This window comes from Armatimonadota bacterium (assembly GCA_031459855.1).
Lineage (GTDB): Bacteria > Sysuimicrobiota > Sysuimicrobiia > Sysuimicrobiales > Humicultoraceae > Fervidifonticultor > Fervidifonticultor primus.
Window position 1 is genome coordinate 2,438,301 of sequence record JAVKHP010000001.1, and the last position, 21,553, is coordinate 2,459,853.

Consider the following 21,553-nt stretch of genomic DNA (forward strand, 5'->3'; position numbering starts at 1 on the left):
CATCCCGGGCCCGGTACGCGCGCGGGGCGCCGGCCGATCTACCGGGCAGACGCCATGCGCCCGCGCGCGTTCCTGCCCCCACTGGTCTGGGTGGCCGCGGCGATCGCGGCCGGCATCGCCGCACACGCCCGGTGGCCCACGCCGCCGGCGGTGGGCGCCGTCGCGCTCGCGGTGCTGCTCGTCGCATGGGCGGCGGTGGTGCGCTGGGGTCGACCCACGCACGCGACGGCGCTGGCGCTGGGTGCGTGCGGAGCCCTCGGGGTGGTCCACGCTGCTGCGGCCGACGCGCGGCAGCCGCGGTGGCCGGTGGTGGCCGACGGGCGGGCCGTCGAGATCCGCGGGACCCTTCGCGCCGGTCCCGAGCCGGGCCCGCATGGCTGGTGGGCCACGGTGCGCGTGGAGGCGGTCCGCGTGGGCCATCCGGTGACGCGGGGTCGCCGCAGCGAGCGCGCGGCGCACCACCCGTCGGGCCCGGCGCAGGTGGCTTTTGGCCTGGTGCGGATCACGGGGCGCGGGTTGCCGCCAGCCGCGCGATCCGGCGACGAGGTGGCGGTGCGCGGCCGGTTCCGCCTCGGCCGGCCCGCCGGCAACCCCGGGGAGCGCGCCGAGCGCGACGCGCTGCGCCGGCGCGGGCTGGCGGGCGTCGTGGTGCTCGACCGTGACCGCGGGCTCGTGGTGACGCGTCGGACCGGGTGGACGCCGCGGGCCGCCATCGGCGCAGCCCGACGGCAGATCGTCGAGGTCGTTCGGCGCACGCAGCCCGACCCGCACGCGGCGCTGTTGCTCAGCCTCCTGCTGGGCATCGACGCGTTCCTGGCACCCGACCTCTACCAGCGGTTCACACAGGCCGGGCTGGTCCACCTCATGGTGGTGTCCGGCGCACAGGTCGCGATCGTGGCCGGTGTGCTCGCGGCGACCGCGAGCGCGCTACGGCTGCCCCGGTGGGCGCGGGCGGGGCTCGTCGGTGCAGGGATCGGCGTGTTCGCGGCGCTGGTGGGCTGGGCGCCATCGGTGGGCCGGGCCGTGCTCATGACCGCGCTGGCCCTGGTGGCCTCGGCCACCGGACGCCAGCGCGATCCCGCCGTGGCGCTCGCAGCGGCTGCTCTCGGCCTGATGGCGGCCAATCCCGCCGTGCTGTTCGACGTGGGCTTCCAGCTGTCGTTTGCGGCGACGTGGGGACTGCTCTACCTGGCGCCGACGCTGGCGGCCGCGATCGGGGCATCGCCCTCGCGGGCGGCTCCCAGTCCGGGGCCGCCCGCCGGCAGGCGCGTGCCCCGAAGGGCATCGCGTGCGGGCCACGTCGTGCGGCGGGTCCTTGCCATGGGAGCGACTGGCCTGGCCGCCACTTTGGGCGCGCAGCTCGCGGTGGCGCCGCTGCTGGCCCTGCACTTCCAGAGCCTGCCCGTGGCGGGGCTGCTCGCCAACGCCCTGGCTCTGCCCATCGTGGCCGTGCTGGTCCCGGTGGGCTTTGCGCTGCTTGGGGCCGCGCTGGTGCTGCCCGCGCTCGGCGGGGCGCTGCTCGGCGTCCTGCGCCCGGCCACGGCCGCGCTGGTGTGGATCGCCGAGCGCACCAGCGCGCTGCCCTGGGCCGTGGTGACCACGCCGCCGGTCCCGCCGCCTGCGGCCGCCGCGGCCTACTGTGCGCTGGGCGCGATGGTCGCGGTCGCCCGTGGGACGTGGCACCCCCCACGGGCCGCTCGCACGGCGGGCGTGGCGGCGGCCCTCGCCGCGACGGCGCTCTGGCTTGCGGTCGCCACGCGGCCACCCGCGGTGCTCGTGGTGACTGTGCTCGACGTCGGGCAGGGCGACGCCATCCTGATCCAGAGTCCCTCGGGCCGCGTCGCGCTCGTGGATGCCGGCGGTGAGCTGCACGCCGCGGCCACCGGCCGGGACGTGGGGCGACAGCGCGTCGTGCCCGCGCTGCGCCGCGCGGGCGTGCGACGCGTCGACGTGGCAGCCCTGTCGCATCCCCATGAGGACCACGCGGGAGGACTGCCCGCGATCGTGGAGAACTTCCCGGTCGGAGTCGTGCTGGATCCTGGTGTCCCGCATCCGTCGCCCGCCTACCTCCGCCTGTTGGGCGCCATCCACGGCGGGCGGATTCCCCACCGGATCGCGCGGGCGGGCATGGAGGTCGACCTCGGGGCCGGCGTCCGCCTCGCGGTGCTCTACCCGCCGGAGGTCCCACCGCCGGTCGACGACGATCCGGTGCACGCGCGCGGCCTGGTGGCACGCCTGCGCTACGGGGCGTTCGCCGCGTTGCTCACCGGCGACGTCGAAGACGGCGTGGAGGACTACCTGCGCAGCCGGGGCGCGGTGCTGGAGAGCGTCGTTCTCAAGGTGGGACACCACGGGAGCCGGACGTCCACCAGCCCGGCGTTCGTCGCTGCGGTCCGCCCGAAGATCGCGGTCATCTCCGTGGGCGCCGACAACGCCCACGGCCATCCCCATCCCGCGGTGCTCGACGTGCTGCAGCGCGCGGGCGTGCGGGTCTACCGCACCGACCGGCATGGCGCCGTGCGTCTCGAGAGCGACGGGCTGGTCGTCCGCGTCCGCCCGTTCCGCGACGAGCCGCGCGCGGGAGCAGACGTGGGGCAGGGCCCCTGAGCGGGAGCGCGCGGGTGCGCAGTCGTGCCTGAGCGGCCGGTCCTCATCATCGGCGAGGAGGAGTTCCTCGCGGAAGAGGCGCTGGCGCGGGTGGTGGACCGGTTCCTGCCCGCAGCGGAACGCGCGCTGAACCTCGACGTCCTGGATGCGTCCACGCCGGTCAGCGAGCTGCTGGTGCGCCTGCAGACCGCGCCGTTCTTCGGGCCGCGCCGGGTGGTGGTGGTCCGGCGGCTGGAGGCGATGCGCGACACCGAGCAGGAGCAGCTCGCCGCTTACCTCGACGGGGATGACGAGCCGCCGACCGTGGCGGTCTTCATGGCGCGCGAGCTCGACCGCCGGCGCCGGCTGTTCCAGGCGCTGAAGCGCCGCGCCGAGATCATCGAGTGTCGGCCGCTCCCTCCCCGCGAGCTGCCCCGGTGGGTCGCAGATCGGTTTCGCGCCGTCGGCAAGCGCGTCGCGCCCGGTGCGGCCGAGCAGCTGGTCGCGCTGGCGGGCGGCGGTCTCCGCGACCTCGCCCACGAGGTGGACAAGGTCGCGTCCTACGTGGGCGACCGTCCGGTCGTCACCCCTGCGGACGTGGCGGCGATCGCCAGCCGGTTGGGCGAGGCGTCGATCTTCACCCTGGTCGACGCCGTCGGCAGCGGGCGGATGGCCGCGGCGCTGCGGGCGCTGCACGACAACCTGGCCACCCACGAGCCGCTGCAGGTCCTCTTCATGATCGCCCGGCAGTTCCGGCTGATCCTCCGCGCGCACCGCCTGGCCGGGCGCACGAGCCCCCAGGCCACTGCCGACCGGCTCGGGGTGCCGCCGTTCGTCGCGCGCAAGGTCACAGAGCAGGCGCGGCGGTTTCGCGCGGGGCAGTTCCCGGGCATCTTCGCCATGCTGGAGGACGCCGACCGCGCCATCAAGAGCGGCAGCCCGGCCCGGCTGGTGCTGGAGACCCTGATCGTGCGCCTGTGTGACGGCGAACGGCGGGGCGCGGGGGGACGGCGGGGCGCGTGAGCCCGGCCCGGCTACGCCGGACGCGACGCGGCACGGCGCATCAGGCGCGCCTTCACCCGGGCCGCCGCGTTGGGGTGGATGATGCGGCGCAGTGCGGCCTTGTCCAGCGCCTTCTGCGCCAGGGGAATGCGGGACGGATCGGCCAGCGCGCGCTTCACCAGCGTCTTGATCCGCGAGCGGACCGACGCGTTGGCGGCGCGCCGGCGCGCCGACTTGCGCAGATGCTTGAGACCCGACTTGGTACGCTTGGCCACCGATGCTCCTCCTGCGCGGGCCCCGCGCCCGGGGCACCAACCGCGCGGCATTCTAGCACGCGCGCAGGGCAGGAACAAGCCGCTCGCCGCGCGTGGCCATGACCGCCGGACGGCCGCGCCTCGTGCGCGCCGCGTCGCTGCTGGCCGTGGCGACGGTGGGCAGCCGGGTGCTGGGGCTGGTGCGCGAGGTGGTGGTGGCCGCGCTGTTCGGCGCCACCGACGCCAAGGCGGCCTACGTGATCGGCTACTACGTCCCGTTCTTCGTGCAGCGCCTGTTCCTGGGCGGCACGCTGTCGGTCGTGCTCATCCCCACGCTGGCAGAGGTCGAGGCGCGCGCGAGCGCGGCAGAGCGCGCGCGGGTGGTCGGCGCACTGGCCACGCTGGTGGTGGCCATCGGGGTGGCGATGGTGGCCCTGGGCCAGGTCGGAGCGCCCTGGCTGGTGCGGATCGCCGCGCCGGGGTTTGCGACCGACCCGGCCCAGCTGGCGCTCACCGTGCACCTGACGCGCATCAACTTCCTGGCGATGTTCTTCCTGGCCCTGGCGGTGTTCGCCACCGCCTACCTGCAGGCGCAGCAGCGGTTTGCGGCGCCGGCGCTGGCACCCCTGGCGTTCAACGTCACGATCATCGCCCTCACCCTCTGGTGGGGCCCACGCCTGGGGATCACCGGGCTGGCCGTGGCGTGGGTCGCCGGCACGGCCGTGCAGTTCGCCGCGCAGGTGCCCGCCCTGCTGGCCGCTGGCTTTCGGCCGCGCCTGGACGTCGACTGGCGGCATCCGGCGCTGCGCACGCTGGTGCGCCTCGCGGTCCCCGCGATGGTGGGACTCGCGATCGTGGAGATCAACGCCTACGTGGGGCGGTTCCTGGCGTCGCTGCTGCCCGCCGCGCCTGGCGTCAACGCGGTGGCGGCCCTCGACTACGCCTACGAGGTGGTGCAGGCACCCATCGGGATCCTGGCCATCTCGGTGGCGACGGTGCTGTTTCCCGGGATGAGCCAGGCCGCGGCTGCGGGCGATCGGGCGGCGCTGCGGCAGGCGACCGCCCTGGGCGTGCGCGCCCTGCTCTTCCTGGTGCTGCCGGTGTCGGCGCTGCTGGTGGCCCTGGCGGCACCGGTGGTGCGGGTGGTGTTCGAGCGCGGCCAGTTCGGTGCCGGCGCCACCGCCACCGTGGCCGCGTGTCTGGCCGCCTACGCCGTCGGCCTCGTCCCCATGGCGCTGTACTACGTGGCCACGCGGGCGTTCTACGCGCTGCAGCGCGTGCGCACGCCGGTGGCGGTGGGTGCGGTCATGGTGGGCGCCAACGCCCTGCTGGCCGCGGTGCTGATGCGCCCGCTGGGGGTCGCGGGCATCGCGCTGGCCAGCGGCCTGGTGGCGTTCGCCAACACGGGGGTGCTGCTGGTGCTCCTGGCGCGGGCGCTGGGCGGCCTTCAGGGTGGTCGTGCGGCGTCCACCGCGGTGCGGGCCGGCGCCGCGGCCGTCGTGGCTGCGGCGGCCGCCCGCGGTGTGCTCGCCGCAAGCGGTGGCGCCGTGCTCGTCCCGGGGGAGGCCGGGCGGGCTGCGGCGCTGGCCGTGGCCCTGGGGGCGGCCGCGGTGACGTATCTGGCCGGCTGCCTGCTGCTGCGGGTGGACGAGGTGACGTTGCTCCGGGACCTGGTGCGCCGGCGGCCCGCGCATGCGGCCGCCGCAGGCGTTCCTTGACACTGCAAAAACCGCGGTGCTACGCTGAACGGTGATTAGCACTCTCCTTGCGAGAGTGCTAACCCCCGGGAGGGATTACCGGGATGACGCAGCTCGACGAGCGCAAGCGCGCGGTGCTGTGCGCCGTGGTCGAGGAGTACATCCGCTCGGCGGAGCCGGTGGGCTCCGAGCACCCGGCCGTGCGCGAGCGCCTGGGCGTCAGCCCGGCGACGATCCGCAACACCATGGCCGCCCTGGAGGACCTGGCGCTCCTGACGCACCCGCACACGTCCGCCGGGCGGGTGCCCACCGACGCCGGCTACCGGCTCTACGTGGACCTCATGCTGCAGGCCGAACCCCTCCCCGCCGCCGAGCGCCAGACCATCCGGCGACGCCTCGAGCGCTCGGCCGCTGAGCCCGACGAGGTCCCCGAGGAGGCCGCGCGGGTGCTGGCCCTGGTGACCCAGTACGCCTCCGTCGTGGCCTCCCCGGCCCTGGAGCATCAGACGTTCCGCTCGCTGCACCTGATGCCGCTCGGCGCCCGACGCGCGCTGGCGGTCATCGCCACCAACGCCGGCGGCTTCCAGGGTCGCGTGATCGACCTGCCCGAGGGGGTCGGGCCCGACGACCTCGAGCAGCTCTCCCGGACCATCACCCAGCGCCTGCAGGGCGTGCGCGTGGCCGACCTGACCCGCGACCGGCTGGAGCGTGCCGTCGACGAGGCCTCGCGGTACCAGCGCCTGCTGCAAGAGGTCCAGGGCTGGCTGCGCCGCGAGGTGGCGCGGGGCGGCGCGCGGGTCGTCGTGGAGGGCGCGCGTCACCTGCTGCGCGAGCCCGAGTTCCACCGGCCGGAGGCTGCCACGCGGGTGCTGGCGGCGCTCGAGGAGGAGGAGCTGCTGGCCGAGGCGCTGGCTGGCGCGCCGGCGGAGGGCGTCTGGATCGTCATCGGCTCCGAGAACCGCCGGGAGGAACTGCGCCAGTGCAGCCTCGTGGTGGCGGCCTATCGGGCCGGCGGCCAGCCAGCCGGCTACGTGGGGCTCGTGGGGCCCACGCGCATGCGCTACCGCCGCGCGGTGGCTGCCGTCCAGTACGTCGCCGAGCGTCTCAGCGAAGCCCTCGCGGTCCTGGAGTAGCCGCCCGTGGCCGCCCGCGATCTCTACGCCGTGCTGGGGGTGGACCGGAACGCCTCGCAGGAGGAGATCAAGCAGGCCTTCCGGCGTCTGGCCCGCGAGTACCACCCCGACGTCAACAAGACGCCCGGCGCCGAGGAGCGCTTCAAGGAGATCAACGAGGCCTACCAGATCCTCAGCGACCCCGCCAAACGGCAGCAGTACGACCGGTTCGGCCGGGTCGCCGGTGACGTCGACCGCGATCCCTTTGCGGGCGTCTCGCCGTTCGACGACCTGTTCGAGATGTTCTTCGGCGGCCGTCCGAGCGCGGCCCGCGCGGCGGAGGGACCGGAGCGCGGCGCGGACCTGCGGGTGGACCTGGAGCTGTCCCTGGAGGAGGTCGCCACCGGCGTCGAGCGGCGCGTCGAGGTGGTGCGGCTCGAGACCTGCCCGTCGTGCTTTGGGACCGGCGCGGAGCGCGGCTCGCGTCCCGAGCGCTGCGCGACCTGTCAGGGGACCGGCGAGGTCCGCCGGGTGTCGCGCACGGCCTTCGGGCACCTGACGCGCATCGGGCCCTGCCCGCAGTGCGGCGGCACGGGCACCTACATCGCCAACCCATGCCGGCAGTGCCGCGGCGCGGGGCGGGTGGAACTGCCCCGCGAAGTCACGGTAGCCGTGCCGGCGGGCGTCGAGGACGGGATGCAGCTGCGGCTGCCCGGCGAAGGCGAAGCGGGAGCGCGGGGCGGCGAGCGCGGCGACCTGTACGTCGTGGTGCACGTGGCGCCACACCGCGTGTTCACCCGCCGGGGCCGGGATCTGGCCTGCGAGGTGGAGATCTCCATGGTGCAGGCCGCGCTGGGCGATGTGGTGCCGATCAAGACGCTCACGGGCGAGGCCGAGCTGGAGGTGCCGCCCGGCACCCAGCCCGGGACGCGGCTTGTGCTTCGGGGGCACGGACTGCCGGACCTGCGCGGGGGCCGTGGCGATCTCCACGTGACCGTGCGCGTGGTGATTCCCACGCGGCTGACCGCCGAGCAGCGCGAGCTCCTCGAGCGCTTCGCGGCCCTCGGTGCCGGGCGCGGCAGCGGGCGGCGCAAACCCATCTTGAAGAAGGTCAAGGACCTGCTGCAGCCGTCGCCGTGAGCGTCCGGTGGCCAAAGGCAGCGGCCGCCGGACGGTCCAGCGCCGGGTGCAGGGTCCTGCGATGCAGCAGGACGTCGCCGTGACGTGGCTCGAGGTCGCGGTCGCCGTGCGGCCGGCGCAGGTGGAGGCCGCGGGTGCCGTCCTGCTTCAGCACGTGCCCGCCGGGTTCGCTGAGGTGCGCCGCCGCCAGCGGACGCTGCTGGCCTACCTGCCCGCCTCAGCCGCCGGGCGCGCGACGCTACGGGCGTTGCAGGATGCCTTGCGCGCTCTGGGGGTGCGGGTGCGGACCCGTCGGGTGTCCGCGGCGCAATGGTCGGTGGCGCAGGAGGCGCATCGGCGGCCCGTGCGCGTCGGGGTCATCGAGATCCAGCCATCGCACTGGACGGCGCCGCCCCCACCCGGCTGCCACGCCGTGCGCCTCGATGCCGGGATGGCGTTTGGCAGCGGCACCCATCCGTCCACCCAGCTGTGCCTGCGGGCGCTGTCGGAGATGCCGCGCGGGGCGCGCGTGGTCGACGTGGGCACGGGCTCGGGGATCCTGGCGATTGCGGCCGCCCGGCTGGGCGCTGCGCGCGTGCTCGCCCTGGACATCGACCCGGTGGCCGTGGCCGTGGCACGGGCCAATGTGCGGCGCAACGGGCTGGCGCGGCGCGTCCGCGTCCGCCAGGGTGACGGTGGCCGCATGCGCGCCCGGGCCGACCTCGTGCTGGCCAACCTCACGGCCGACGACGTCGCCCGCCTGCTGCCGCGCGTGGCCCGCTGCCTGCGCCCGGGCGGACGGGTGGTGCTGAGCGGGTTCGGATACGGACGCGCGGCCGCCGTGGCCGCCGTGGCCACGCGCTGCGGGCTGCGCGTCGAGCGGATCGCGCGGTTGCGCGGGTGGGCGGCGGTGCACGCGCGCGCGCCCGGGCCTGCTACCGCGCGCTCCATCCCGGGCCGGCGGGCGGACCGGTGACCGGCAGCCCGCCTGGCCAGACGCCCCGGCGGTTCTACGTCGCCCCGGGGAGCCTCCCGGCTCCCCTGATCACCTTCGGGCCGCGCGAGGCCCACCACATCGCCCGCGTGCTGCGCCTGCGCCCGGGCACCCGCATCGTGGTGTTCGACGGCGCCTGCGAGGTGGACGCGGAGCTCGTGAGCACCACTGGCGGGGTCGTCACGGCCCGACCGCTGGGGCCGGTGCGGCCGATCGTCCGCCCGGTGGCACTCACGCTGCTCCAGGGGCTGCCGCGTGGTCCCAAGATGGACGTGATCGTGCGGATGGCCACCGAGCTCGGGGTGGCGGCCATTCGTCCGGTGCTGACAACGCGCGCCGCGCCGGAGCCGGGCGCTGCCCGGGTGGAGCGCTGGCGGCGCATCGCGCGCGAGGCCGCCCGGCAGTGCGGGCGGGGCGACGTGCCCGCCGTCGAGGCACCTGCCCCGCTGGCCCAGGCCCTGGCCGCGCTGGGGCCGGTCGACCTGCTGGTGGTGCCGTGGGAACGCGCCCGCCGACCGCTGGGCGCGGTGGTGGCGGGCCGCGCGTTCGCGGCGGCAGCGGTCCTCGTCGGGCCGGAAGGCGGTCTGGCCGCGGACGAGGTGGCGGCGGCAGAAGCGGCCGGGGGCGAGGCGGTCTCGCTGGGACCGCTGGTGCTGCGCACCGAGACCGCGGGCCTCGCCACGGTCGCCATGCTGCTGTACGAGCGATACCTCCGCTTGCATTTCGATACATGACTCTGTATACTTATTCAGTCATGACGCTGCGGGTGAGCATCATCGGCGCCTCGGGCTACGGCGGCGGCGAGCTGGTGCGGCTGCTGTGGGGCCATCCCCACGTCCAGCTGGTGCACCTGACCGCCGAGAGCCGCGCGGCCGAGGCCTACGGCGAGGTCTTCCCCAACCTGCGGGACGTGGTGCTGCACACCACCGAGGAGGCGGATCTGCCCCGCATCGCTGCCGACTCCGACGTGGTGTTCTTCGCCCTGCCCAACGGGCTGCCGATGCAGATGGCCCCCCAGCTGGGCGACCGGGTGAAGATCATCGACCTGGGCGCCGACTTCCGGTTCCGCGATCCGGCCACGTACCAGCAGTGGTACAGAGCGCCCCACGCCTGTCCGGCGTTGCTGGCCGACGCGGTCTACGGACAGCCCGAACTGCACCGGGACCGGCTGCGCACGGCGCGCGTGGTGGGCAACCCGGGCTGCTATCCCACGGCCGCGTTGCTGGCCATGGCGCCGTTCCTGCAGGCCGGGGTGGTCGACACCACCGGCATCGTGGTCGACGCCAAGTCGGGGGTCTCGGGCGCCGGCCGCGCGGTTTCCCTGGGCGTGCACTTCGCCGAGGTGAACGAGAACGTGAAGCCGTACAACGTGGCGGCCCACCGCCACCAGCCCGAGATCGCCCAGGAGATCGCGTCTCTCACCGGGCGGCCCGCGACAGTGACGTTCGTGCCCCACCTGATCCCCATGACGCGGGGCATCCTGGCGACGGTCTACCTGCGGCTGCGCCAGCGGTTGACCACCCAGGAGGCCGAGGGCCTCCTCCGGGAGGCCTACGCTCGCGAGCCCTTCGTGCGGGTGCTGGTCGGTGCGCTGCCGCAGACCAAGGCCACCTACGGGTCCAACTACTGCGACGTGGCGGTGCGGATCGACCAGGAGGGAGGCTGGGTGATCGCCATGGCGGCCATCGACAACCTCGTGAAGGGCGCGGCCGGCCAGGCCATCCAGAACATGAACATCATGTGCGGCCTGCCCGAAGACGCGGGCCTGCGCGTGCTGCCCCTCTACCCGTGACGCTGCCATGACGGAGACGCCCGCACCCGAGCGTGGACCGTCGATCGTGCTGCAGGACGGCACCGTCACCACGCCGCGGGGCTTCCGGGCCGCGGGGATCCACTGCGGGATCAAGCCCGACCGGCCGGACCTCGCGCTGGTCGCTGCCGACGCGCCCGCGGCCGCCGCGGGCGTGTTCACCACGAACCGGATGCGGTCGGCGCCCGTGCAGCTGAGCGAGGCGCGGCTGCGCGCGGGGCGCGCCCAGGCGGTGGTGATCAACAGCGGCAACGCCAACGCGTGCACGGGCGCCCGCGGCGTCGCCGACGCGCAGGCCATGGCCGCGGCCGCCGCGGCGGCGCTGGGCATCCCCGACGAGCTGGTGCTGGTGGCGAGCACCGGCGTGATCGGCCGCCCGCTGCCCATCGACACCATCACGGCGGCGATGCCGCGTCTGGTCGCCGCGCTGGGCTCCGACGGCCTGGCGGCGGCCCGGGCGATCATGACGACCGACGCCTTCCCGAAGACCGCCGCCGCCACGGTGGCGTTGGGCGATGGGACCGCCACCGTCGGGGGCATTGCCAAGGGCGCGGGGATGATCCATCCGCACATGGCCACGATGATCGCGGTGTTGACCACCGACGCGGCCGTGGCCCCCGCGTTGCTGCGCCGCGCCCTGCAGGACGCGGCCGACCGGACCTTCAACTGCATCAGCGTCGACGGCGACACCAGTACCTCGGACAGCGTCTTCCTCCTGGCCAGCGGTGCGGCCGGGGTGCGGCCGATCGACGCCGTCGACGAGCGGTACGCGGCCTTCGTGGCCGGTCTGACCGCCGTGGCCGGGCGCCTGGCGCGGCTCATCGTGCAGGACGGCGAGGGGACGACGCGGGTCGTCGAGATCCGGGTGCGGGGCGCCCGGTCGGACGCCGACGCCCGGCGTGTGGGCCAGACGGTGATGACGTCGCTGCTGGTGAAGACCGCGTTCCACGGGGCGGAGCTGAACTGGGGACGGCTCGCCGCCGCGGTGGGCCGCAGCGGGGCCGAGGTCGATCCCGACCGGCTGGCGATCGCCATCGGCGACGTGTGGGTGGCCGAAGGCGGTGTGGGCGTCCCCGAGCGCTACGACGCTGCGGCCCCGCTGCTGCGCGCGTCCGAGGTGACCGTGACCCTCGACCTGGGCCTGGGCGGGGGCACGTTCGTGGGCTGGACCAGCGACCTGGGCGAGACCTACGTGAAGATCAACAGCGGGTACCTGACGTGACCCTCGTGGACCTGGCCACCGAGGCCCGGCTGATCGCCGCCGGGGTACGCTACGCCGCCGCCTGGCGCGGCAAGACCGTCGTGGTCAAGTACGGCGGCAGCGTGCTCGAGGCCGGCACCGCCGGCACCGTCATCGAGGACTTGGTGCTGCTCAAGGCCGCCGGCGTGCATCCGGTGCTGGTGCACGGGGGCGGCGCCGAGATCACCCGGATGCTGGAGCGGGTCGGCAAGCCCACGCGGTTCGTCGACGGCCTGCGGGTCACCGACGAAGAGACCATGGAGATCGTCGAGATGGTGCTGGCGGGCCGCGCCAACAAGGCCCTGGTGACGATGGTCGGCCAGGCCGGCGGCAGCGCCGTGGGGCTCTCGGGCAAGGACGCGGGCCTGCTCCAGGCACGACGCCAGGAGCGTCCGGCGGGCCTGGGCCTCGTGGGGGAGGTCGTGGAGGTCCGCGGCCAGCTCCTGCGCATCCTCAACGAGGCCGGCTACATCCCCGTGATCGCCTCGATCGGCGTGGGGCCGGGCGGCGAGAGCCTCAACCTCAACGCCGACCACGCCGCCGCGGCGCTGGCGGTGGCCCTGGGGGCCAGCAAGCTCATCCTCCTGACCGACGTGCCCGGCGTGATGCGCACACGGGACGGCACATCCGCGCTGATCTCGAGCCTGACGGCCGCCGAGGCCAGGGCCCTGGTGGCCGACGGCACCGTCTCGCGCGGCATGATCCCCAAGGTCGAGGCGTGCCTGCTGGCCCTGGAGCGGGGCGTGCCCAGCGCGCACATCATCGGCACCGAGGCGCCGCACGCGCTGCTGCTGGAGCTGTTCACCGAGGAAGGCGTCGGCACCATGATCACCGGAGGCGGACGATGACGACCGACGAGGTGCTGGAGCTGTCGCGCCGCTACCTGCTGCCCACCTACCGCCGGGCGCCCGTGGCGTTCGCGTCAGGGCAGGGCGTGTGGCTGGAGGACCTGGAGGGCCGGCGCTACCTGGACTTCGTCGGCGGGATCGCCGTGTCGGCGCTCGGGCACAACCACCCGGCGCTGGTGGCCGCGCTGTGCGCCCAGGCCGCGCGGGTGATCCACGTGTCCAACCTGTTCCACATCGCCGAGCAGGCCCGGCTGGCCCAGTGGCTGGTCGAGCACTCGTGCGCCGACCGCGCCTGGTTCTGCAACAGCGGCGCCGAGGCCAACGAGGCGGCCATCAAGCTGGCGCGGAAGTGGGGCCGGCAGGACGGGCGGGGACGCTACGAGATCATCGTGGCCCAGCAGTCGTTCCACGGTCGGACCATGGGGACGCTGGCGGCCACGATGCAGCCCAAGTACCAGGAGCCGTTCGCGCCGTTGCTGCCGGGGTTCGTCGCGGTGCCGTTCAACGACCCCGACGCGTTGCCCGCCGCCACGACCGAGCGGACCGTGGCCGTGATGCTGGAGCCGGTGCAGGGCGAGAGCGGCGTGGTCCCGGCCGACCCCGGCTACCTGCAGGCGGTGCGCGAGTGGTGCACCGCCAACGACCTCCTGCTCATCCTCGATGAGGTGCAGACCGGGATGGGCCGCACGGGGACGCTGTTCGCCTACGAGCAGTACGGCATCGAGCCCGACGTGCTCACCCTGGCCAAGGGGTTGGGCGGCGGCGTGCCGATCGGCGCGCTGCTGGTCAAGGAGCGGTACGCCGCCCTGGGGCCGGGCGACCATGGCAGCACGTTTGGCGGGAACCCGCTGGCCTGCGCGGCGGCCCTGGCGGTGGCCCGGACGATCGTGGCCGAGGGGTTGCCGGTGCGCGCGGGGGCCATGGGCCGCTACTTCGCCGCGGGGTTGCAGCGGCTGGTCGACCGCGGGCTGGCCCGCGCGGTGCGCGGCCGGGGACTGCTGCTGGCCCTCGACCTCGCCGTGGAGGCCGGGCCGGTCGTCGACGCGTGTCGCGCGGCGGGCCTGCTGGTGAACGCGGTGCAGGCGAAGACGCTGCGGTTCGCGCCGCCGTTGATCGTGGGCGAGGAGGAGATCGACCAGGCGCTGGCGATCCTGGAGCGGGTCCTCGCGGAGGTCGCCACGGCCCCGGGGCCGGTCGCGACGAGCTAGGCGGCGCGCGGAGCCCGGGCCGCGCGGCGGCCGGCTGCTGCATGCACGGGGCGATGCCCCGCGGGTTGTGCACAGACGCAGGCTGCCGGGGCGTCGGGCGCGTGGAGGCTCGGCGGTGCTGCGGCGCGCGGGGTGCACCGGCACCGGATGCCGGCAACGGCGAAGCGGGGAAGGAGCGGGCAGATGGCACAGGTACGGAAGGTGGCGCTGGCGTACTCGGGCGGGCTCGACACCTCGGTGGCGATCCCGTGGCTGCGCGAGACCTACGGCTGTGACGTCGTCGCGGTCATCGTCGACGTGGGCCAGGGGGAGGACCTGGACGCGATCCGCGCCAAGGCGCTCGCGTCGGGGGCGACCGCGGCCCACGTGGTCGACGTGCGCCGCGTGTTCGTGACCGACTACATCGTGCCCATGGTGCAGGCGGGTGCAGTCTACGAGGGCCGCTACCTGCTGGGCACCGCGCTGGCCCGGCCGCTGATCGCCAAGACGCAGGTGGAGGTGGCGCTGGCCGAAGGGTGCGACGCCCTGGCCCACGGCGCGACGGGCAAGGGCAACGACCAGGTGCGCTTCGAGCTCGCCTACCAGGCCCTGGCGCCCGAGCTCAAGGTCATCGCGCCCTGGCGGGAGTGGCCGATCCGCTCGCGCGAGCAGGCGATCGCCTACGCCGAGCGGTGGGGCATCCCGGTGCCGGCCAGCCGCGCCAGGCCCTACAGCGTGGACCGCAACCTGTGGCACTGCAGCAGCGAGGCCGGCGTGCTGGAAGACACCTGGGCCGAGCCGCCGGCGGACGTCTATCAGTACACGGCCGACCCGCGCACGGCGCCCGACGAGCCCGAGGACGTCGAGATCGACTTCGAGGAAGGCCGGCCGGTGGGGCTGAACGGGAGCCGCGTCGACCCGCTGGCGCTGATGGAGCACCTGAACGCCCTGGGCAGTCGGCACGGGGTGGGGCGCGTCGACATGGTCGAGAACCGCCTGGTGGGCATGAAGTCGCGCGGGGTGTACGAGACCCCCGGCGGGACGGTGCTGGTGACGGCCCACCGCGACCTGGAGGCGATCACGCTCGAGCGCGAGTGCGCCCACGTGAAGATGCAACTCGCCCACCGCTACGCGGAGCTGATCTACTACGGCCAGTGGTTCTCGCCGCTGCGCCAGGCCCTGGACGCCTTCGTGGCCGCCACCCAGCGCACCGTGACCGGCACCGTGCGCGTCCGGCTCTACCGGGGCTCGGCGGCGCCGGTGGGCCGCCGTTCGCCGGTCTCGCTGTACAGCCCGGCGCTGGCCACGTTCGAGGCCGACGACGTGTACGACCACCGCGACGCGGGCGGGTTCATCCGCCTGTTCGGCCTGCCCACCCGCGTCTTTGCCCAGGTGCATCCGCAGCTGATGCGGGCGCTGCATGCACGGGCGCGCTGACCTGCCGGCGCTCCTCGTCAGGTGCACCGGGCGCCGGCGCACTGCCCGGGGGCATGACCACGCCCACCACTGACCCTGCCGGCGGCTACCGCATGTGGGGCGGACGGTTCCGCGCCGCCCCCGACCCGCGGGCGCTCGAGCTGCTGGGGTCGCTGTCAGTCGACCGGTGGTTGCTGCGCTGGGATCTGCTGGGCAGCCTGGCGCACGTGCTCAGCCTCGCCGAGGCCGGTGTCGTTCCCCCTGCGGCGCGCCAGGCGCTGGCTCGCGGCCTGCAGGAGATGCTGAGCGAGGCGGATGCCGGCCGCCTGATTCCCGCCGGGACCTACGAGGACGTCCACTCGTTCATCGAGGGGACGCTGGCGGCGCGTCTGGGCGAGGTGGCGGGGTGGCTGCACACCGGCCGCAGCCGCAACGACCAGGTGGTGACGGCGTTCCGCCTGGCCCTCAAGCACGAGGTGCGCCAGTTGCTCGGGGCGCTGTGCGGGTTGCTGGAGGCCCTGCTGCGCCGCGCCCGCGAGGTCAAGGACGTCATCGTGCCCGGCTACACCCACCTGCAGCGGGCGCAGCCCGTGCTGCTCGCGCACGCCTGGCTCGCCTACTTCTGGATGCTCCACCGTGACGCCGGACGGCTGCGCGATGCGTACCGCCGGCTGGACGTCCTGCCGCTGGGGTCCGGAGCGATCGCCGGGTCGGGCTTCCCGGTGGATCGCGCGCGCCAGGCGGCGTGGCTGGGGTTTGCCGAGGTGTCCGAGAACAGCATCGATGCGACCGGTGACCGCGACTTCGCCTTCGAGGTGCTGGCGGCCGCCGCGATGCTGGGGCTCCACCTGTCGCGGTGGGCCGAAGACCTGGTGCTGTGGACCTCGCAGGAGTTCGGGTTCGTCCGGTTGCCGCAGGCCCTGATGACCGGCAGCAGCCTGATGCCGCAGAAGCAGAACCCCGACCTGCTGGAGATCGCGCGTGCCCAGGCTGGTGTCGCGTTGGGGGCGCTGGTGACGTTGGGCACGGTGCTCAAGGGCCTGCCTGCCGGGTACAGCCGCGACCTGCAGGAGGACAAGGCTGCCACGGCCACCGGGATGCGGGCGGCGCGCACCGCGGTGGAGGCGCTGGCGCTGGTGGTCGACGGCCTGGAGGTGCAGCGCGACCGGACGGCGGCGGCGCTGCGCGGTGGCTTCCTCACCGCCACCGAGGTGGCGGACTACCTGGTGCGGCGGGGCGTGCCGTTCCGCGACGCTCATCACTTGGCGGGTCGGGTGGTGCTGGCTGCGGAGGAGCGGGGCTGCGAGCTGTGGGAACTGCCACTGGCCGCCTACCGGGAGATCAGCCCGCAGTTCGAGGCTGACGTGCTGGAAGCCGTTACGGTCGAAGGAGCGGTTGCGGCCAAGGCGGTCAGGGGCGGTACGGCGCCAGAGCAGGTCGCGGCGGCGCTGGACGCCGCGCAGGCGGCGCTGGTGGTCGAACGGGCCTGGGTGGAGCAGGCCGCCGCCCTCCAGCGGGAGGCCGAGGCGCGGTTGCTCGCGGCCGCAGCGACGTGAGCCACAGCCGGGCCGCCCGCACCCCGCAGGTCGCCGGGCTGCAGACGCCGCAGGACGTGGAGGCGGGCACCGAGGTGCGCACGGTGCACCAGCGGCTGCAGCGGATTCTCGAGATCGTGGCCCGGACGCCCATCGCCACCCAGCAGGAGCTGGTCCGGGCGCTGCGGGCGCGGGGCATCCGTGTCACCCAGGCCACCGTCTCCCGGGACATCAAGCGCCTGGGCCTGGTGAAGGTGCCCACCGGCGAGGGCACCTACCGGTACGCAGCCCCCGCACAGGTGCAGCCAACGGGCGACGAGGTGCGCCGCAGGCTCCAGCGGGCCTTCGCCGACTACGTCACGGCGGTGGAGGAGGGCAGCGGGCTGGTGCTGGTCAAGACCGCCGACGGCAGTGCCGGTCCGGTGGCCGAGGCGATCGACGACGCCGCTTGGCCCGACGTGGCGGGTACGGTCGCCGGCGACAACACGATCATCGTCGTGCCCCGCCGTGCCCGCGACCGGCCAGCCATCGTGCGGAGGCTGCGCAGCCTGCTCTGACCGCCACCTCCCCGGGGGCCTGGCGACGCTCGCGCCCGGAGGATGCGTTCTCCCCCTGCCGAAGGGAGGGTATGACTGGAGGAGGGGGAGGAAACCGGGTGAGTGACCCCGCGCCCCACCAGGCGACCATTCGGCTACCGTCCGGACCTGCGGCCGTGGCTGTCCTCGGCCAGCAGGACCTGGTGCTGGCCATGGTCGAGGAAGAGGTCGGGGCCACCGTCCGCGTCCGCGGGGACACGCTGGTCATCCGCGGGACCGCGGAGCAGGTCGACCGGGCCACGCGGGTGTTCGAAGAGTTGCTCGAGCTGGCCGGTACGGGCCAGACCCTGGCGCCCGCCGATCTCCGGCGGCTGCTGCGCGCCGCCGCGCCTCCCGGCGCGGTGCGCGCGGCCGGGGAGGTGCTCCTCCAGACTCCCAGCGGCAAGGTGATCGCGCCCCGGACACCCGGCCAGGCCGCTTACGTCCAGGCGATCCGCGCCCACGATCTGACCTTCGCCATCGGCCCTGCCGGGACCGGCAAGACGTACCTGGCAGTGGCGATGGCGGTGGTGGCGCTCCGGACCCGTGCCGTCCAGCGCATCGTGCTCACACGGCCGGCCGTGGAAGCGGGCGAGCGCCTGGGGTTCCTGCCCGGCGACATCGCAGCCAAGGTAGACCCTTACCTGCGCCCGCTGTATGATGCCCTCTACGAGATGCTGGGCCCCGAACGGTTCACGCGCCTGTCCGAGCGGGGGGTCATCGAGGTCGTGCCGCTGGCGTTCATGCGCGGGCGGACCCTGAACGACGCCTTCATCATCCTCGACGAGGCGCAGAACACCACCCACGAGCAGATGAAGATGTTCCTGACGCGCATGGGGTTCGGATCACGTGCCGTCGTCACCGGCGACATCACGCAGATCGACCTGCCGCGCGACCGGGTGTCGGGACTGGTCGAGGCCCGCGAGATCTTCCGCGGCGTGGCCGGCATCGCCTTCGTGGAGCTGCGCGAGGGCGACGTCGTGCGCCACGACCTGGTGCAGACCATCGTGCGTGCCTACGAGCGCTACGAGGCGGCCCGGGGCGGGAGCCCCGCGTGATGGCCCGCAGCGGTCCCCGTGGCCCGACGGTCCCGGGGCGGCTGGTATGGGCCCGCCGTGGTGCCATCGCCGTCTGTACGCTGCTGGCGCTGGTGGCGATCATCGGTGTGGACTACCTGCCGCCCAGGGTGGACCTGCAGCCAGGACGCCCGAGCCCCCGCGACATCCGGGCACCGCGCACCGTCGAGTTCGAAGATCCCGTCCGGACCGAGGCGCTGCGGGCGGAGGCGATGCGCGCGGTGGCGCCGGTCCTGCGGCACGCGCCGGCCGAGGTGGCTGCGGCACGCCAGGCCGTGGTGACGGCGTTTGCGGCCGTACGCGAGGTCCGCACCCGCAGCCGCCTGGCGTCGGTGGTCGCTGGCATGGCCGCGGTGCGGGCGGCCGTGGCGCTGCCGCTGTCGGACGTCGCTGCCCGCGCGGCAGCGACTGCGCCGCTCGGTCAGCTCGAGCGCGCGGCGAAGGCGGCGGAGGCGGCCGTGGACCAGGCCATGGCCGCGGGCGTCCGGACCGAGGACCTGGCGATGGCCCGCGAGCGAGCGCGCCAGGCCGTGCGGGATGCGGGGTTGCCTCCCGACCTGTACGCCCTGGCAGCGGAGGTGGCCGCGGCCGCGGTGCGGCCGACGATGGAAGTGGACCAGGGCCGCACGGCCGCAGCGCGCCTGGCCGCCGCCAGCGCGGTGCCACCCGTGCGGGTCCGGCTGGAGCGTGGCCAGATCATCGTGCGCGACGGCGACGTGGTCACACCCGCACATCTGCGCATGCTGGCCGCCGCGGGGCTGTACCCGCCGCGGGTGAGCTGGGCGGGTGTGGGCGGCGTCGCCGTGATCGTGGCCCTGGCGCTCGCGGCCACCGGCGCCTACCTCTGGCAGTATCAGCCGGAGGTGTGGGCCAGCGAGCGGTTACTCGTCGTCTGGAGCCTGGTGGTGCTGCTCACCGTGTTCCTCAGCCAGGCGCTGGGCGCGCCGCGGTTCAGCAACTTCCTCGCCCCGGCGGCGATGGGCGCCATGTTGCTGGGGATCCTCCTGCAACGCCGCCTGGCGCTGTTCTCGTCCGCGGTGGTGGCGGTGTTGGTGGGGCTGGCGGCCGAGCGCGAGCTGGCCGCCGCGGTCGTGGCCTTCGTGGGGGGACTGGCCGGCGTCTTCGCGACGCGCCAGATCCACCGGCGATCCGACTTTGGCCTGGCCGGGCTGGTCGTGGGGGTCACCAACGCGGTCGCGATCCTGGGGATGGGGCTGGCCGAGGGACGGGAGCTGTACCCGGCAGTGGTGGTGGCCGGCGCGTGGGGCGTCGCCGGCGGGCTGCTGGCCGGCGTGGCCGCGATCGGGGTGTTGCCGTTCATCGAGCAACTGTTCGGGCTCGTGACGCCCATCAAACTGCTGGAGCTTGGGAACCCCGCGCACCCGCTGCTGCGGCGGTTGCAGCTGGAAGCGCCCGGGACCTACCATCACAGCATCATGGTGAGCAACCTGGCCGAGGCCGCCGCCGAGGCGGTCGGGGCCGACGCGCTGCTGGCCCGCATCGGGACCTACTACCACGACATCGGCAAGCTGCGACGCCCCGCCTTCTTCGTGGAGAACCAGCTGGGCATCGACAACCCCCACGAGAAGATGACCCCCAGCCTCTCCGCCCTCACGGTGGCGGCGCACGTGCGCGACGGTCTGGAGCTGGCGCGCGAGTACGGGCTGCCGCCGGTCATCCAGGAGTTCATCGCGCAACACCACGGCACGACCCGACTGACCTACTTCTACCATCAGGCCCTCGAGCGCGGCGACGCCGTCGACGAGACCGCGTTTCGCTACGAAGGGCCCAGACCGCAGCGGCGGGAGGTCGCCATCGTCATGCTGGCGGACGCCGTGGAAGCCGCCGTCCGCGCGCTCACCCGCCCCACGCCCGACCGGCTCGAGGAGGCGGTGCGCAAGATCGTCCGCGAGAAGCTGGAAGACAGCCAGCTGGACGAGTGCGGGCTCACGTTCCGGGACCTCGACCGCATCGTGAACGCGTTCGTGCGCATCCTCTCGGGCATCCTGCACCCGCGGCTGGAGTATCCGGACCTGGAGCGGGAACTGGCGCGGCGTCGGCCCCCGCGGGTGGCCCGCTTGCGGTGGCGGTAGCGTCGGCGCCGTGCGCGTGCACCTGGTCACCCATCGCGTACGCGGCCGGCTACCGCGACGGGCCGTCCTCGCCGCGGCCCGGGCGGCACTCCGGGCCACAAGGGCCCCGGCAGATGCCGAGGTGGAGATCGCCCTGGTGGACGACGCCACGATTGCCCGGCTGCACCGCCGCTACCTGGGCCGTCGGGGCGCCACCGACGTGCTGACGTTTCCCGACGACGGGGCCCCGGTGCTGGGCGAGATCGTGATCTCCGTGGACCGCGCGCGGGCGCAGGCGGCCGCCGTGCGCCATGCGCTGCGGCGGGAGCTGGCGTTGCTGGTGATCCACGGCGTGCTGCACCTGCGTGGGTACGACGACCGCACCTCGGTGGCCGCCGCGCGCATGCATCGCCGGGCCGCGGCGATCCTGGCCATGCTCGACCGGCGTGCCCGCCGTGCGCGGAGGAGCCGATGAAGCACTCATTGGGGGAGAGCCTCCAGTTCGCCGGACGCGGCCTCCAGGATGCGTGGCGGTCGCAGCGGACCATGCGGATCCACGTCGTCGCCGCCGTGGCGGTCGGCGCCGCGGGCCTGTGGCTGGGCGTCTCCCCGGCGGAGACCGGCGTGCTGCTGCTCACCGTGGCGGCCGTGCTGGCCGCGGAACTGTTCAACACCGCCGTGGAGGTCCTGGTGGATCTCGTCGTGGGCACGCAGCACCACGAGCTGGCGCGGCGCGCCAAGGACCTCAGCGCCGCCGCGGTGCTGGTCGCGGCGGCAGCGGCGGTCGGGGTAGGCCTCGTGGTGCTGGCTGGCCCCGCGCTGGCTGCGCTGCGTGGCGGTGCGCGCGCGGGCCCAACGGTCGTGCGGCTGCTGGCGGCGGCGCTCCTGGTCGTCGTCGCCATCGCGGCCGTGGCGGCGGTGCGCGCCCCGCGCCCCGCGTCGGTGTCGGCTCCCGCGCGCGGATCCGCCCGGCCACCTATGCTATAATTTTCTCCCGACTGCAGGGGGTCTCGCTGGCCCAGAAGGCAGG

General features: G+C 74.6%; 19 protein-coding genes. 18 read left to right on the top strand and 1 reads right to left on the bottom strand.

The window, feature by feature from the left end:
* The first annotated feature begins 54 nt into the window (after positions 1–54).
* The gene (locus tag QN157_11160; GenBank protein ID MDR7556150.1) at positions 55–2,607 is read left to right on the top strand and encodes a DNA internalization-related competence protein ComEC/Rec2; all 2,553 of its coding nucleotides are present in this window, start codon (positions 55–57) and stop codon (positions 2,605–2,607) included.
* 24 nt (positions 2,608–2,631) lie between these two features.
* Positions 2,632–3,609 (top strand): DNA polymerase III subunit delta, encoded by a 978-nt coding sequence (gene holA / locus QN157_11165; protein MDR7556151.1) that lies wholly within the window; start codon positions 2,632–2,634, stop codon positions 3,607–3,609.
* An 11-nt stretch (positions 3,610–3,620) separates the two neighbouring features.
* On the opposite strand, the gene rpsT is transcribed toward holA, so the two are convergent.
* Positions 3,621–3,863, bottom strand: a complete 243-nt coding sequence (rpsT, locus tag QN157_11170; protein MDR7556152.1) for a 30S ribosomal protein S20 — start codon at positions 3,861–3,863, stop codon at positions 3,621–3,623.
* A gap of 98 nt (positions 3,864–3,961) precedes the next feature.
* Here rpsT and murJ point away from each other — a divergent pair, with 98 nt between their 5' ends.
* From murJ to QN157_11250, 16 genes are all read left to right on the top strand, one after another.
* Complete coding sequence (gene murJ, locus QN157_11175; protein MDR7556153.1) at positions 3,962–5,560, top strand: murein biosynthesis integral membrane protein MurJ; 1,599 nt, start codon at positions 3,962–3,964, stop codon at positions 5,558–5,560.
* Between the two features lie 83 nt (positions 5,561–5,643).
* Positions 5,644–6,672, top strand: coding sequence for a heat-inducible transcriptional repressor HrcA (hrcA, locus tag QN157_11180; protein MDR7556154.1), 1,029 nt, complete (start codon positions 5,644–5,646; stop codon positions 6,670–6,672).
* A 6-nt stretch (positions 6,673–6,678) separates the two neighbouring features.
* Positions 6,679–7,791, top strand: coding sequence for a molecular chaperone DnaJ (gene dnaJ / locus QN157_11185; protein MDR7556155.1), 1,113 nt, complete (start codon positions 6,679–6,681; stop codon positions 7,789–7,791).
* 79 nt (positions 7,792–7,870) lie between these two features.
* Entirely contained in the window at positions 7,871–8,746 is an 876-nt protein-coding gene (locus QN157_11190; GenBank protein MDR7556156.1) for a 50S ribosomal protein L11 methyltransferase, read from the top strand.
* Positions 8,743–9,498 (top strand): RsmE family RNA methyltransferase, encoded by a 756-nt coding sequence (locus QN157_11195; protein MDR7556157.1) that lies wholly within the window; start codon positions 8,743–8,745, stop codon positions 9,496–9,498. Before QN157_11190 ends, QN157_11195 begins: the two co-directional genes overlap by 4 nt.
* Before the next feature lie 32 nt (positions 9,499–9,530).
* Positions 9,531–10,556 (top strand): N-acetyl-gamma-glutamyl-phosphate reductase, encoded by a 1,026-nt coding sequence (gene argC / locus QN157_11200; GenBank protein ID MDR7556158.1) that lies wholly within the window; start codon positions 9,531–9,533, stop codon positions 10,554–10,556.
* 7 nt (positions 10,557–10,563) lie between these two features.
* On the top strand, positions 10,564–11,796 hold the full coding sequence (gene argJ / locus QN157_11205) for a bifunctional glutamate N-acetyltransferase/amino-acid acetyltransferase ArgJ (GenBank protein MDR7556159.1): 1,233 nt from the start codon (positions 10,564–10,566) through the stop codon (positions 11,794–11,796).
* The gene (argB, locus tag QN157_11210) at positions 11,793–12,662 is read left to right on the top strand and encodes an acetylglutamate kinase (protein ID MDR7556160.1); all 870 of its coding nucleotides are present in this window, start codon (positions 11,793–11,795) and stop codon (positions 12,660–12,662) included. The genes argJ and argB overlap by 4 nt, the downstream gene beginning before the upstream one ends.
* Complete coding sequence (locus tag QN157_11215) at positions 12,659–13,870, top strand: acetylornithine transaminase (protein MDR7556161.1); 1,212 nt, start codon at positions 12,659–12,661, stop codon at positions 13,868–13,870. The genes argB and QN157_11215 overlap by 4 nt, the downstream gene beginning before the upstream one ends.
* A gap of 183 nt (positions 13,871–14,053) precedes the next feature.
* A complete protein-coding gene (locus tag QN157_11220; GenBank protein MDR7556162.1) occupies positions 14,054–15,286 on the top strand; it encodes an argininosuccinate synthase in 1,233 nt (410 codons plus the stop codon).
* Between the two features lie 53 nt (positions 15,287–15,339).
* Positions 15,340–16,821, top strand: a complete 1,482-nt coding sequence (gene argH, locus QN157_11225) for an argininosuccinate lyase (protein MDR7556163.1) — start codon at positions 15,340–15,342, stop codon at positions 16,819–16,821.
* On the top strand, positions 16,818–17,357 hold the full coding sequence (argR, locus tag QN157_11230) for an arginine repressor (protein MDR7556164.1): 540 nt from the start codon (positions 16,818–16,820) through the stop codon (positions 17,355–17,357). Before argH ends, argR begins: the two co-directional genes overlap by 4 nt.
* Before the next feature lie 155 nt (positions 17,358–17,512).
* Entirely contained in the window at positions 17,513–18,433 is a 921-nt protein-coding gene (locus QN157_11235; GenBank protein MDR7556165.1) for a PhoH family protein, read from the top strand.
* On the top strand, positions 18,433–20,544 hold the full coding sequence (locus QN157_11240) for an HDIG domain-containing protein (protein ID MDR7556166.1): 2,112 nt from the start codon (positions 18,433–18,435) through the stop codon (positions 20,542–20,544). Before QN157_11235 ends, QN157_11240 begins: the two co-directional genes overlap by 1 nt.
* 16 nt (positions 20,545–20,560) lie before the next feature.
* A complete protein-coding gene (gene ybeY, locus QN157_11245; protein MDR7556167.1) occupies positions 20,561–20,998 on the top strand; it encodes an rRNA maturation RNase YbeY in 438 nt (145 codons plus the stop codon).
* Positions 20,995–21,510 (top strand): diacylglycerol kinase family protein, encoded by a 516-nt coding sequence (locus QN157_11250; protein MDR7556168.1) that lies wholly within the window; start codon positions 20,995–20,997, stop codon positions 21,508–21,510. Before ybeY ends, QN157_11250 begins: the two co-directional genes overlap by 4 nt.
* Positions 21,511–21,553 lie beyond the last annotated feature (43 nt).